Genomic DNA, 13,250 nt, shown 5'->3' with positions numbered 1-13,250 from the left:
GCGGAAGCCAGAGATGAACGCAGACAGCCGTGCCAGGCTCAACCAGACGCCCGAGTGGACCGCTCTGGCCAAGCACCGCGAGGAGCTCGCGGAGACCCATCTGCGGGACCTGTTCGCAACCGACCCCGGGCGCGGAACCGGGTACACCCTCCAGGTCGGCGATCTGCACGTCGACTACTCCAAGCACCTGGTCACCGACGAGACGCTGCGGCTGCTGCGCGAGCTGGCAGCGGCGACCGACGTCTTCGGGCTGCGGGACGCCATGTTCCGCGGCGAGAAGATCAACGTCACCGAGAACCGGGCCGTGCTCCACGTGGCGCTGCGCGCCCCGCGCGACGCGGTGATCGAGGTCGACGGGGAGAACGTCGTCCCGGCCGTGCACGCCGTGCTCGACAAGATGGCCGACTTCGCCGAGCGGGTCCGTTCGGGTGAGTGGACCGGTCACACCGGCAAGCGCATCAAGAACGTCGTGAACATCGGCATCGGCGGCTCCGACCTCGGTCCGGCGATGGCGTACGAGGTGCTGCGCTCCTTCACCGACCGCGACCTCACGGTCCGCTTCGTGTCGAACGTGGACGGCGCCGACCTGCACGAGGCCGTCCGCGACCTCGACCCGGCCGAGACGCTGTTCATCATCGCCTCGAAGACGTTCACCACCATCGAGACGATCACCAACGCGACCTCCGCGCGCAACTGGCTGCTGACCGAGCTGAAGGCCGATCAGGAGGCCGTGGCCAAGCACTTCGTGGCGCTGTCGACCAACGCCGAGAAGGTCGCCGACTTCGGTATCGACACGGCCAACATGTTCGAGTTCTGGGACTGGGTCGGCGGCCGGTACTCGTACGACTCCGCGATCGGTCTGTCCCTGATGATCGCGATCGGGCCGGACCGCTTCCGGGAGATGCTCGACGGGTTCCACCTCGTCGACGAGCACTTCCGCACCGCGCCCGCCGAGACCAATGTGCCGCTGCTGATGGGCCTGTTGGGCATCTGGTACGGCAACTTCCACAACGCTCAGTCGCACGCGGTGCTGCCGTACTCGCACTACCTGTCCAAGTTCACGGCGTATCTGCAGCAGCTGGACATGGAGTCCAACGGCAAGTCCGTGGAGCGCGACGGGCAGGACGTGGAGTGGGAGACCGGCCCGGTCGTGTGGGGGACGCCCGGCACCAACGGGCAGCACGCCTATTACCAGCTCATCCACCAGGGCACGAAGCTGATCCCGGCGGACTTCATCGGTTTCGCCGAGCCGGTCGCCGATCTGCTGCCGGGCCTGGTCGCCCAGCACGACCTGCTGATGGCGAACTTCTTCGCGCAGACCCAGGCCCTCGCCTTCGGCAAGACGCCGGACGAGGTGCGCGCCGAGGGCGTGGCCGAGGAACTGGTCCCGCACAAGACGTTCAAGGGCAATCACCCGACGACGACCATCCTCGCGAGGAAGCTGTCGCCCTCGGTGCTCGGCCAGTTGGTCGCCCTCTACGAACACAAGGTGTTCGTCCAGGGCGCGGTCTGGAACATCGACTCCTTCGACCAGTGGGGTGTCGAACTCGGCAAGGTCCTCGCCAAGCGGGTCGAACCCGCGCTGACCGAGGGTGCGGACGTGCCGGGCCTGGACGAGTCGACGAAGGCGCTCGTCGCGAAGTACCGAGAGCTGCGCGGCCGGTAGGCGCGGTCGCGCGTGGGTCACGGAAAGCGGGCGGTGGGAGTCCGCCCGCTTCCCGTAGACTCCCGGGCGATCAAGCGGATGAAGGCTCGGGGGAGCGGAAGTTGACTGGTACGCGAGGGAGTTGGACGGGCGGCAGGCTGACGGCGAGGTCGTTCCTGAAGCCGAAGCGGGTCGCGGAGGTGGTGTTCCATCCGGCGTGGATCCCGGAGGCGGTCGATCCGGGGGTGGAGCGGCTCAAGCGGGTACGGGTCATCGCAGGGGCGGTCGCGGCGGTCGGTGTCTACACCTTCGTGCAAGGCGGGTTCGCCTTCACGGAGATGCTGCAGAACATGCTGACGGCGTCCGTCGTGCTGCTGTTCATCACGCCGTTGACCGTCGGGGCGATGCTCCTCGTCTGGCGGCGCACCGGGACGGTCCGGCAGCTGCGGGTGCCGCTCGGCAACTCGTTCAAGCTGCTGCTGGCCTTCGTCGGGTCCATCGTCCTGACGGTGCTGATGTGGTGGCTTGCCGCCGGGGTCGGAGGGTTCGCCCTGGTGCTGGGGCTGGTGGCGATCTGGCTGACCTGGTTCGTCGGCTCGGGTGCGGTGAAGGTGTCCGGCAACTTCTTCGGCACGGCCGCGGTCCACCGATGTCTGCCGCCGTTGCTCGCCACCGTGACGACGTGGCTGATGGCCCTTCCGGACCTCGCCACGGGGGATCTGCACGGGCTCAGTCTCGGGATGGGGGTCGTCTTCATTCTGGGGGCGCCGTTGACGGTCACGGCGATTGCCGCGCTGGAGATGTACCGGTTGCGCAGGCGGCACGGGATACGGCTCGGGGCACACCCGGCCACACTGCCTCCGCCTGTCCCGTCGGCTCCGCCCGCCCCGCCGTACGGGTACCTCCCGCCGCAGGGCAACCCGTACGGGCCGGGTCCGGCGTACACGTACAACCAGGGCAACACCTATGCGCCGGGGCAGCAGAACCCGTACAACCAAGGACCGCAGAGCCCGTACAACCAAGGACCGCAGAACCCCTACAACCAGCAGAACTACAACCAGCAGAACCCGCACGGGTTCTGACCGCGTTCGGGTCCCGGGCTCAGGCCACCGCGCTCAGGGTGTCCGCGAGGCGTCGTCGGGCGGCGCGGCCCGCGGGGAGCGCGGCGAGGGCGGCGGCACCGAGGACCGCGGCCAGACCGAACAACGACAGCAGGAGGGGGGACGGCCCCCGGGCGATACCGGCGCCGATCCCACTCGACTTCCCCTGCACGTCGATCAGCCAGTGTGCCAGAGGCAGCCCCAGCGCCGTACCCGCGAGGACCGCTGCCAGCGCGGTGCAGGCGGTGGCCGTGACGGTGACCGCCGTGATCTGCCGCGGGGACAGCCCGATGGCCTTGAGCGCCAGCAGATCCCGTTCGCCCTCGCGCACGGTGCCGCCGACCGCGGTCAGCAGCTCGATGAGCCCGATGAGGGCCAGTACGGCGATCAGCCCGACGACGACGCCGCGCAGCGGCGAGAGGCCGTCGGCCGGGTTGGTCGCGGCGTGCACGTCCAGGTGCCCGTGCCCGGCCGCGGTCAGCTCGGCGGCGACCTTGCCCGGGTCGGCGCCGGGGCGCAACTCGAGCTGGTAGAGGGTCGGGCGGAGCTCCGGGTCGTTCTCGCGCAGGGTGTCGAGCGAGGTGGAGATGACGCGGCCGCCGTTCTCCGGCTCGATGCTGCGGCCGACGATGTGCAGGATCTGCGGGCGCGCGCCGACGGTCATCCGCACCCAGTCCCCGACGCGCACGTCCAGCAGGTCGAGCAGCCCCTGACCGGCCACCGCCTCGTCGGGCCCGCGGGCCGGGCGGCCCTCGGCCAGCGAGAACGGGTACGGGTCCCGGTGCGTACCGAGCCCGCGCAGTGCGATCGTCGCCGTCTGGCCCGGAACCAGAGCGGCCACCTCGGCGCCCGGGTGCACGGCGGTGACCTGTGCGTTCCGGGCGAGCAGGGCGCGGGCTGCCGGATCGCCGAGGCTCTCGTCCGGGTGTGCCGTGAGCGCGGCCGCGAGGCCGATCCGCTCGGGTTCGCTGTGGAAGCGGTCGATGGTGGTCCAGGCGCTCAGCGCGACCACGATCAGCAGCAGTGGCAGGGCGAGCCGGGCGACCGTGGCCAGCGAGCGCGGCCGTCGCGGGAACGCCTGGTGCCAGCCCAGCACGAGCGCGGGGGGCAGTCGCAGTCCGAGCGCCCGGCGGGCCACGCCCGACAGGCGGCCGGCCGGCGGTGCCGCGGCCCGCAGCACCGGCACGGGGGGCACCCGGCCCGCCCGCCACGCGGCGATCCCGGTCGTCGCGCCGATGAAGAGCACCGCGGCCACCGGTACCGCCAGGAGGGCCGCGGTGTGTCCGGGCAGTCCCTGCCAGACGCCCAAGGCGTCGCCGAGGCGACCGGGGATCCGGCTCCCCAGCGCCTGGGTGAGCGTGGCGGCGCCCAGGGCGCCCAGCGACGCGTACACCACGTGCTGGATCAGGAAGATGCGCACCACCTGGCCGGGCGTGAACCCGATCGCCTTCAGCACCGAGATGTCCCGCAGGTGGCCGCGGATCCGGGTGCCGATCGCGCCGTACACGGCGAGCCCGGCGGCCAGCAGCGCGCCGAGGCCGAACAGGCCGAGCACCTGTCCCAGCAGCCGGTTGTCGCCCTGGGCCTCGGCGCGGGCCTGCTGCCAGTTCGACACCTGGGTGACCGCGCCGGAGCCGAGCGTCGTCACCGCGCGCTGCACGGCGTAGTCCGTGTCGCCGGGATCGGTCAGGCGCAGACCGATGACCTGGCCCGTACGTCCGTCCGCGCCCCGCACCGCGGAGGGCAGCGCCCAGACGACCCCCGACCGCTCGCCGGGGCGGTAGCGGGGCTCGGCACTGTCGGTCACGCCCAGGACGGTCAGGGTGCGTGCGGTGCCGGGCACGGTGAGGGTGTCCCCGGGCTCGGCCCACAGCGTACGGGCGAGGCTTTCCTCCAGGACGACTCCGTCGGGCCGGGCGTGGTCGAGCCAGTGACCGGAGACGAGCAGCGGCCGACCGGTGGCGGGCGGCTCGACGGCGCCGCGCAGCTCGACGGAGGCACGGGTGCCGCGTGACTCGACGGTGGCGGACGCGGTGCGGTACGGGCCCGCCACGGACTCGACGCCGTCCAGCCGCGCGAGCCGCCCGGCGTCGGCGGACGCGCCGGTGTGGATCCACACATGCGCGCCGTGCGACTGCGTGAAGACGCGCTGCCAGGGGTTCGTCGCGTATCCGAAGAGCGCCGCGGCGAGCAGCAGCGAGGCGACGATTCCCGCGGTGGCGAGCACGATGAACAGCGCCTCGCCCCGATGCGTGCGCAGATCGGCATGCGCCCAGCGCAGAGTGGCCCGCACGCCGCTCAGTCCCTCAGTTCCAGCACGCCGGATATCCCGGCGCCGCGTGACGGCGTGCCGTCGAGTTCCGCGTCGTCGGCGATGCGGCCGTCGAAGAAGCTGATCACGCGGTCCGCGGCGCTGGCGAGCCGGGCGTCGTGGGTGACGAGCACGATGGTCTGACCGCGCTGGTGGAAGCCGGACAGCAGCCGCATCACCTCGCGGGTGCCCTTGCTGTCCAGGCTGCCCGCGGGTTCGTCGGCCAGCAGCAGGGACGGATGGTTGACCAGCGCCCGGGCCAGGGCGACGCGCTGCTGTTCGCCGCCGGACAGCTCACCCGGCATGCTGCGTCCCTTGCCCGCCAGGCCCAGCTCGGACAGCAGCCGCTCGCGCTCGGCGCGCGCCTGCTTGGGGGAGACCCCGGCGAGCAGCGCGGGCAGCTCCACGTTGTCGGCGACCGACAGGTTGGAGACCAGGTTGAAGAACTGGAAGACGATGCCGATGCGCCGTCGCCGCTCCACCGCCCAGCGCGCCTCGCTGTACGCGTCCGTGCATTCGGCGTCCAGCCAGATGCTGCCGGAGTCGGGCCGCTGGAGGCCGCCGAGGAGGTGCAGCAGCGTCGACTTGCCGGCGCCGGACGGGCCGGTGACGGCCACGAACTCGCCCTGCCGCACGGCAAGATCCACTCCACGTACGGCATACGCCGGGGCGCCCTCGCCGTGGTGGGTCTTGACCAGGCCCTCGGCGCGCAGCAAGGGAGCCTGGCCCTCGGCGCGCGGCACAGGAGCGGTGTGGCTCATTCCAGCTCCTCCAGTTCCTCCTGGCAGCGCTCCAGCCAGTCCAGATCGGCCTGCAGGTGCAGCATGGCGCCCTCGATCAGCAGCTGGGAGATGCGGTTGTCCCGGTCCTCGGCCGCGGCGAGCTTCGACAGGTTGCGCATGGTGTTCAGATACTGCCGCCGCTGCCGGTTGATCAGGGCGATCTGGTCGGCCAGGCCGGTCGTGGGGGCGAGCGCGAGTTTCATGAAGAACTCGTCCCGTACCCGAGGCTCGTCCGCCGTCTCCTCGTACCAGGCATGCAGCGTCTCGCGCCCGGTGTCGGTGAGGTGGTAGATCTTCTTGTTGGGCCGGCTCGACTGCTCGACTTCCTCGCCCTCGATCAGTCCCGCCTTCTCGAGGCGGCCGAGCGTGACGTAGATCTGGCCGACGTTGGGCTGAGGGTACGCGGAGCCCAGCAGTTGCTCAAGGTCCTGCTTGAGCTCGTACCCGTGGGCCGGGCCTCGCGCCAGCAGGGCCAGGAGGGGCAGCCGCACCCGTGCTCTCCTCCCCGCATCCTTGTCATGTGCCGCAGACCGATGTCATACCGATGTCAGGCCGTTGCCCGGTCGATGCGGCCGGAGGCCAATGTGTTGCAGGCCCTAGTATCGCCCATACCTAACAGGTATACATGGCCACTGACGCCGGGCGAAGGTGCCCGACGCCGGTGTACAGGGAGGAACCTATGCGGTGGATACGTGCCGCCGGTAGGGGCCTCCTGGTCGCAGCGGTGGTCCTGACCGGTTACGTCGCCTCCGGCACCCCCGCCGACGGGGCGCGCGGCGCCGGTCGCGGCCCGCTCACGCTGGCGACCGCGGGGGACCTCACCGGCTATCTGGGGCCACTGCTCGAAGGGTGGAACCGTACCCACCCCGGCGAGAAGGTCACCCTCGTCGAACTCCCGGACTCCGCCGACGAGACGCACGCGCAGATGACGACCGACCTGCGCGGCGGTGGCAGAAGCCGCTTCGACGTCCTCAACATCGACGTCGCCTGGACCTCGGAGTTCGCCGCCGCGGGCTGGATATCTCCGCTGGACCGCGACCGCTTCCCGCTCCACAGCTTCCTGCCGCCGGTCGTGGACACGGCGACGTACGACGGAAGGCTGTACGCGGTCCCGTACGTGACCAACGCGGGACTCCTCCTGTACCGAAAGGACGTCCTCGCCGAAGAGGGCGTCGCGCCGCCGCGGACCTGGGCCGAGCTGGAGCGACAGGCGAGGACCGTCGCCCCGAAGTACGGACTCGACGGCTACGCCGGCCAGTTCCTGCCCTACGAGGGTCTCACCGTGAACGCGGCGGAGGCGGTCTACTCCGCGGGCGGCACGATCCTCGGCGACGAGGGCGAGCGCGTCACCGTGAACTCCGAGGCGGCCCGCGAGGGCATCGGGTTCCTCGCCGACGGCGTGCGCGACGGCTGGATTCCGAAGAAGGCGCTGACGTACAAGGAAGAGGAGTCCAAACAGGCCTTCCAGGACGGCCACCTCCTCTTTCTGCGCAACTGGCCCTACGCCTACGTCGGTGCTTCCGGCAAGGGTTCGGCGGTCGCCGGGAAGGTCGGCGCGGTCCCCCTGCCCGGACCCGACGGACCGGGCACGAGCGTGCTGGGCGGCTCCAACCTGGCCGTCAACACACATGCGCGGCACCCCGATTCGGCCGCGCGCCTGATCGCGTACCTCACGACCGAGCGGGCGCAGCGCCAGGTCCTCACCAAGGGTGCGCTGCCGCCCGTACGGGCGGCGCTGTACCAGGACCCGGAGCTGATCCGGGAGTTCCCCTATCTGCCCACGCTGCGCGCCAGCGTCCTCGCGGCCGCCCCACGCCCCAAGAGCCCGCGCTACGACCAGGTCAGCCTGGTCGTGCAGGCCGTGGTCCACGACGCGATGACGGGGCACGAGACGCCGTCCGCTGCGGTACGGCGGCTGGCGCGCGAGCTGGCGGCCATCTCGCCCCGGTAGCACCCCGGCGGTGCCCTGTGGGCATCCTGCTAGTTACTTGTTAGGTAACGGGAGCATCCCATCTCCGGGTTTTGTGCCCGAAAAGTCTGCATATAACTGTCCAAACTCCCGGTCGGTGTCGGGTCGATGCTGCCTACTCGTTGACACCCATACGACACGCCTACCTAACATGCATGCATAACGTAGGCACGCACAGACAGGTCCAACGGGTGACCCTCCACACGCACCGCTGGTGGCGCGACGCAGTGATCTACCAGGTGTACGTCCGCAGCTTCCTGGACAGCACCGGTGACGGCATCGGCGATCTCGCCGGGGTTCGCGCGGGCATGCCGTACCTCAAGAAGCTCGGTGTCGACGGCATCTGGCTGAGCCCCTTCTACCCCTCGCCGCAGCACGACCACGGCTACGACGTCGCCGACTACTGCGACGTGGACCCGCTCTTCGGCGACCTCGCCGAGTTCGACCTGCTGATGACCGACGCCCGACGCCTCGGCGTCAAGGTGCTCCTGGACATCGTCCCCAACCACTGCTCCGGTGAGCACCCGTGGTTCCGTGCCGCGCTCGCGGCGGCGCCGGGCAGCGCGGCACGCGCCCGCTTCCACTTCGCCGACGGACGCGGTCCGGACGGCGCCGAGCCGCCCAACAACTGGCACGCCATGTTCGGCGGACCCGCCTGGTCCCGCGTCACCGAGGCGGACGGCAACCCCGGCCAGTGGTACCTGCACATGTTCACGTCCGAGCAGCCCGACCTGAACTGGCGCAACCTCGAGGTCGGCGCGCACTTCGACCACGTGCTGCGGTTCTGGCTCGACCGGGGCGTCGACGGCTTCCGCATCGACGTCGCCGCCGGCCTCTTCAAGCACCCCGACCTGCCGGACTCGCCCGACCCGGAGGCCGACGCCCGCACCCGCGACTCGGTCAACCCGCTCGCCTGGAACCGGCCCGAGGTGCACGACGTGTGGCGCCACTGGCGGTCCGTCTGCGAGGAGTACACCGGGCGCGACGGCCGCGACCGGCTGCTGGTCGGCGAGGTCTCGGTACCGACGGCCCGCGAGCACGCCCAGTACGTACGCCCGGACGAGCTCCACCAGGCCTTCTTCTTCGACCTGCTCAGCGCGCCCTGGAACGCCGACGCCTTCCGCAAGGTCATCTCCGAGGCCATGCAGGACATAGCCGGCACCGGATCGACGGTCACCTGGGTCCTCAACAACCACGACCAGGTCCGCACCGTCACCCGCTACGGCGAGCTCGGCACCGAGGGCAGCGGCCTCGGTACGGCCCGCGCCCGCGCCGCCGCACTGCTGATGCTGGCGCTGCCCGGAGCCGCGTACATCTACCAGGGCGAGGAGCTCGGACTGCCCGAGGTCGTCGACCTGCCCGACGACGTGCTGACCGACCCGATCTTCCGTCGTACGGGAAGCCGCGCACGTATCCGCGACGGCTGCCGGGTGCCGCTGCCCTGGTCCGGGCACGCCTCGCCGTTCGGCTTCACCTCGGGCGCCGAGAGCGCCAAGCCGTGGCTGCCGCAGCCCGCCTACTTCGCCGAGTACGCCACCGACCGCGCGCTCGCCGACACCCGCTCCTTCTGGCACCTCTACCGCGACGGGCTCCAACTGCGCGCGGGACTCCCGCAGTTGGGCGAGGGCGCGCTGCGCTGGCTTCAGGCGCCGCCCGGCGTCCTCGCCTTCGTCCGCGACGACGGCCTGGTGTGCGCCGTCAACTTCGGTACGGCCCCCACGCCCGCGCCGGTCTCCGGCACCCCCTTGCTGTCCAGCGGCCCCTGTCCGGCCGGCGTGCTGCCCGGCTCCACGGCCGCCTGGTGGATCAGCGACTGCACGAATCCCTGACCTTCCCCTCCTCCCCCTCCTCCGGTTTCCGTCCATTCCCCTGCCCTGAAAGGGACATCAACGATGATGCGACGACGTACGACCCTGCTCGCGAGCTGCACCGCCCTCGCCCTGGCCCTCGGCGCCACCGCCTGTGGAGGCGGGCCCGTAGCCGCCGGAGGCGGCGGTAAGTCGCTCAGCGGTCAGACGATCACCGTGGCCGGTGTCTGGTCCGGCAGCGAGCAGAAGAACTTCCAGAAGGTCCTGGACGCCTTCACCGAGAAGACGGGCGCCAAGACCCAGTTCGTCTCCACCGGCGACAACGTCTCCACGGTCGTCGGCAGCAAGATCGAGGGCGGCAACGCCCCCGACGTGGTGATGGTCCCGCAGGTCGGCGTCCTCCAGCAGTTCGCGAAGGAGGGCTGGCTCAAGCCGCTCTCCAAGACCACCGAACAGTCCGTCGACACCAATTACGCGAGCGTCTGGAAGAAGTACGGCAGCGTCGGCGACACCCTTTACGGCCTGTACTTCAAGGCCGCCCACAAGTCGACCGTCTGGTACAGCCCCGACGCGCTCGACCAGGCGGGTGTCAAGCCGCCGACCACGTACGACGCCATGCTGAAGGCCGGACACACCGTCTCCGACTCGGGCCTCGCCGCCTTCTCCGTCGCCGGACAGGACGGCTGGACGCTCACCGACTGGTTCGAGAACATCTACCTCTCCCAGGCGGGACCGGAGAAGTACGACGCCCTGGCCGCCCACCAGCTGAAGTGGACCGACTCGACCGTGGTCGAGGCGCTCACCACCCTCGGCAAGCTCTTCAAGGACAGGCAACTGATGGCCGGCGGCCAGAAGGGGGCCCTGAACACGGACTTCCCCGGCTCCGTCGAGAAGGTCTTCGGACCCAAGCCCGAGGCGGGCATGGTCTACGAGGGCGACTTCGTCGCCGGGGTCGCCAAGGACCAGTTCGGCAAGAAGATCGGCCAGGACGCGAACTTCTTCCCCTTCCCCGCGGTCGACGGCGGCAAGGCGCCGGTGGTCAGTGGTGGCGACGCGGCCGTGGTCCTCAAGGACGGCAAGAACCAGAAGGCCGCCATGACGTTCCTGGAGTACCTGGCGACCCCCGAAGCGGCCGCCGTCTGGGCCGGGGCGGGCGGCTTCCTCTCCCCGAACAAGAAGCTCGACCTCGCCTCCTACAGCGACGACATCGCCCGCGAGACCGCCAAGTCCCTGGTCGCCGCCGGGGATTCGGTCCGCTTCGACATGTCCGACCAGGCCCCCGCCGCGTTCGGCGGCACCAAGGGTGCCGGCGAGTGGAAGATCCTCCAGGACTTCCTCCGTGACCCCTCGGACCCGAAGGCGACCGCGGCCGAACTGGAGAAGGCCGCGGCCAAGGCGTACCAGGGCTGATCGCCATGACCGCCACCCTCGTGAAAGAGGCGAGCCCTCCGGCCGTCGGCATGGCCGACCACAGACGGCGCGCCAGGCGCCGCGGCCGGATCATCGCCCTCGTCTTCGTCCTCCCCGCCCTGCTCCTGCTCGGCGCGCTGGTCGTCTACCCCGTGGTCTTCTCCGTGGGGCGCAGCTTCTTCGACGCCTCCGGCAGCCGGTTCGTGGGCGGCGACAACTACACCGAGATGTTCCGCGACCCGGCCACGCTCAAGGCCGTACGCAACAGCGCGATCTGGGTCGTCGTCGCGCCGACGCTGCTCACCGGGCTCGGACTGGTGCTCGCCGTCCTGGTCGAGAAGATCCGCTGGGCCACCGCGTTCAAGCTGCTGCTGTTCATGCCCATGGCGGTCTCCTTCCTGGCCGCCGGCATCATCTTCCGGCTCGCGTACGACGAGGACCCCGACAAGGGTGTCCTGAACGCCGCCGTGGTCGGCGTCCACGACGCGTTCGAGGGAACCTCGTCCTATCCGACCGCCCGCGCCCGCGACGGCCGAGGCCTCACCAAGGGCGCCGACGGTTCGTACCGTACGACCGCCTCCGCCTCGCCCGGCCACACGGTCGGCCTCGGCCTCGTCGGCGTCCTGCCCAAGGACCTGCCGAAGGAGGCGAAGCCCGCCTACACGGCCGCAGGGCAGAAGGCGGACCGGGACGAGCTGCGCGGTGTCGTCTACCTGGACTTCACACCCGGCGGGGGAGGGAAACAGGGCCGGGTCGACCGCGGGGAGAGCGGACTGCCCGAGATGAAGGTCGAGGCGGCGCGCGACGGGAAGACGGTCGCGAGCACGACCACCGCGGCCGACGGCTCCTTCCGCTTCTTGGGGCTGGACCCCGGCTCGTACACCGTGCGGCTGCCCGCGTCGAACTTCAGCCCGCCGTACGAGGGCGTGTCCTGGCTCGGTCCGGCGCTGGTCACCCCCGCCATCATCGGCGCCTATCTCTGGATCTGGACCGGCTTCGCCATGGTGCTGATCGGCGCGGGACTCGCCGCCCTGCCGCGCGACGCGCTGGAGGCGGCCCGGATGGACGGCGCCAACGAGTGGCAGATCTTCCGCCGGATCACCGTGCCGCTGCTGGCACCCGTGCTCACCGTGGTCTTCGTCACGCTCGTGATCAACGTGATGAAGGTCTTCGACCTCGTCTACATCATCGCGCCCGGTCCCGTGCAGGAGGACGCCACCGTGCTCGCCACCCAGATGTGGCTGGTGTCCTTCGGCGGCGGCAACAACCAGGGCCTGGGCAGCGCACTCGGTGTGCTCCTCCTGCTCCTGGTCGTCCCCGCCATGGTCTTCAACGTCCGCCGCTTCCGAAGGAGTCAACGATGAACGCGCTCAGGCGGGGGCTCGGCAACGGCCTGGTGCAGGCGTTCCTGGTGATCGTCGGCCTGGTCTGGGTCACCCCGCTCGCAGGGCTCTTCCTCTCCTCGATGCGCTCGGCGCAGGACACCGCCGAGGGAGGCTGGTGGACGGTGCTGACCAGACCCGGTCAGCTCTCCTTCGACAACTACTCCGCCCTCCTGGGCAATGCGGGAATGACGCGGGCGTTCTGGAACACCGTGCTGATCTCCGTGCCGGCCACCGTCCTCGTCGTGGTGATCGCGGCGCTCGCCGGATACGCCTTCGCCTGGCTGGAGTTCCCCTTCCGGGACACGATCTTCCTTGTCGTGGTGGCGTTGTTGGTGGTGCCGGTCCAGATCGGGCTGCTGCCGGTCGCCAAACTCTTCGGCGCGCTGGGGCTGTTCGGCACGATTCCCGGTGTCGTGCTCTTCCACGTCTCCTACGGGCTGCCGTTCGCCATCTTCCTGCTGCGCAACTACTTCGCGGAGATGCCGAAGGAGATGCTGGAGGCCGCCCGGATGGACGGAGGCGGCGAGTGGCGCATCTTCACCCAGCTGGTGCTGCCGGTCGGACGTCCGGCCCTCGCGAGCCTGGCCATCTTCCAGTTCCTGTGGGTGTGGAACGACATGCTGGTCGCCCTGCTGTTCGCCGACAGTTCCTCGCAGCCGTTGACGGTCGAACTCCAGTCCCAGATAAGACAGTTCGGCAGCAACATCGATGTGCTGGCGCCGGGGGCGTTTCTGTCGTTGATCGTTCCGGTGATGGTGTTCTTCGCGTTCCAGCGGCACTTTGTGCAAGGGGTGATGGCCGGGTCGGTGAAGTGAGGGGCCAAAAGACCGCGCGGTTCCC

The 13,250-nt window shown here is 70.3% G+C and carries 10 protein-coding genes; 7 read left to right on the top strand and 3 right to left on the bottom strand.

Translation table 11 applies throughout. The features are described from left to right. Positions 1 to 13 precede the first annotated feature (13 nt). Positions 14 to 1,666: a glucose-6-phosphate isomerase gene (gene pgi / locus ACZ7M3_RS17180; protein WP_351303036.1), complete on the top strand. Its 1,653-nt coding sequence runs from the start codon at positions 14 to 16 to the stop codon at positions 1,664 to 1,666. Between the two features lie 101 nt (positions 1,667 to 1,767). Continuing rightward, positions 1,768 to 2,727 carry a hypothetical protein gene (locus tag ACZ7M3_RS17175; protein WP_472064143.1) on the top strand — a complete coding sequence of 320 codons (960 nt, stop codon included), beginning with the start codon at positions 1,768 to 1,770 and terminating at the stop codon, positions 2,725 to 2,727. A 19-nt stretch (positions 2,728 to 2,746) separates the two neighbouring features. Here the strand turns inward: ACZ7M3_RS17175 and ACZ7M3_RS17170 are convergent, their stop codons facing one another. The 3 genes from ACZ7M3_RS17170 to ACZ7M3_RS17160 are packed head-to-tail and all read right to left on the bottom strand — an operon-like array spanning position 2,747 to position 6,329. Continuing rightward, positions 2,747 to 5,038, bottom strand: coding sequence for an ABC transporter permease (locus ACZ7M3_RS17170; protein ID WP_472064141.1), 2,292 nt, complete (start codon positions 5,036 to 5,038; stop codon positions 2,747 to 2,749). 5 nt (positions 5,039 to 5,043) lie between these two features. Beyond that, positions 5,044 to 5,817 carry an ABC transporter ATP-binding protein gene (locus tag ACZ7M3_RS17165; RefSeq protein ID WP_472064139.1) on the bottom strand — a complete coding sequence of 258 codons (774 nt, stop codon included), beginning with the start codon at positions 5,815 to 5,817 and terminating at the stop codon, positions 5,044 to 5,046. Then, the gene (locus ACZ7M3_RS17160; protein WP_472064137.1) at positions 5,814 to 6,329 is read right to left on the bottom strand and encodes a PadR family transcriptional regulator; all 516 of its coding nucleotides are present in this window, start codon (positions 6,327 to 6,329) and stop codon (positions 5,814 to 5,816) included. The genes ACZ7M3_RS17165 and ACZ7M3_RS17160 overlap by 4 nt, the downstream gene beginning before the upstream one ends. A gap of 188 nt (positions 6,330 to 6,517) precedes the next feature. Between ACZ7M3_RS17160 and ACZ7M3_RS17155 the strand changes: the two genes are divergently transcribed. The 5 genes from ACZ7M3_RS17155 (at position 6,518) to ACZ7M3_RS17135 (ending at position 13,225) form a co-directional block, all read left to right on the top strand. Next, positions 6,518 to 7,789: an ABC transporter substrate-binding protein gene (locus ACZ7M3_RS17155; RefSeq protein WP_472064135.1), complete on the top strand. Its 1,272-nt coding sequence runs from the start codon at positions 6,518 to 6,520 to the stop codon at positions 7,787 to 7,789. Between the two features lie 173 nt (positions 7,790 to 7,962). Continuing rightward, a complete protein-coding gene (locus tag ACZ7M3_RS17150; protein ID WP_472064133.1) occupies positions 7,963 to 9,636 on the top strand; it encodes a glycoside hydrolase family 13 protein in 1,674 nt (557 codons plus the stop codon). Positions 9,637 to 9,699: 63 nt separating this feature from the next. Continuing rightward, entirely contained in the window at positions 9,700 to 11,025 is a 1,326-nt protein-coding gene (locus ACZ7M3_RS17145) for an ABC transporter substrate-binding protein (RefSeq protein ID WP_472064131.1), read from the top strand. Positions 11,026 to 11,030: 5 nt separating this feature from the next. Then, a complete protein-coding gene (locus ACZ7M3_RS17140) occupies positions 11,031 to 12,389 on the top strand; it encodes an ABC transporter permease (RefSeq protein WP_472064129.1) in 1,359 nt (452 codons plus the stop codon). After that, positions 12,386 to 13,225 (top strand): carbohydrate ABC transporter permease, encoded by an 840-nt coding sequence (locus ACZ7M3_RS17135; RefSeq protein ID WP_472064127.1) that lies wholly within the window; start codon positions 12,386 to 12,388, stop codon positions 13,223 to 13,225. Before ACZ7M3_RS17140 ends, ACZ7M3_RS17135 begins: the two co-directional genes overlap by 4 nt. Positions 13,226 to 13,250: the final 25 nt, after the last annotated feature.

The sequence above is a fragment of the Streptomyces sp. NPDC111656 genome (assembly GCF_055656965.1).
The sequence above is the reverse complement of the archived record's forward strand: the minus strand, read 5'-3'. Positions and strand labels throughout refer to the sequence as shown.

Coding starts and splice junctions, on each gene's coding strand:
- pgi (WP_351303036.1), top strand. CDS start 14: ATGAACGCAGACAGCCGTGCCAGGCTCAACCAGACGCCCGAGTGGACC.
- ACZ7M3_RS17165 (WP_472064139.1), bottom strand. CDS start 5,817: ATGAGCCACACCGCTCCTGTGCCGCGCGCCGAGGGCCAGGCTCCCTTG.
- ACZ7M3_RS17155 (WP_472064135.1), top strand. CDS start 6,518: ATGCGGTGGATACGTGCCGCCGGTAGGGGCCTCCTGGTCGCAGCGGTG.
- ACZ7M3_RS17150 (WP_472064133.1), top strand. CDS start 7,963: ATGCATAACGTAGGCACGCACAGACAGGTCCAACGGGTGACCCTCCAC.
- ACZ7M3_RS17145 (WP_472064131.1), top strand. CDS start 9,700: ATGATGCGACGACGTACGACCCTGCTCGCGAGCTGCACCGCCCTCGCC.
- ACZ7M3_RS17140 (WP_472064129.1), top strand. CDS start 11,031: ATGACCGCCACCCTCGTGAAAGAGGCGAGCCCTCCGGCCGTCGGCATG.
- ACZ7M3_RS17135 (WP_472064127.1), top strand. CDS start 12,386: ATGAACGCGCTCAGGCGGGGGCTCGGCAACGGCCTGGTGCAGGCGTTC.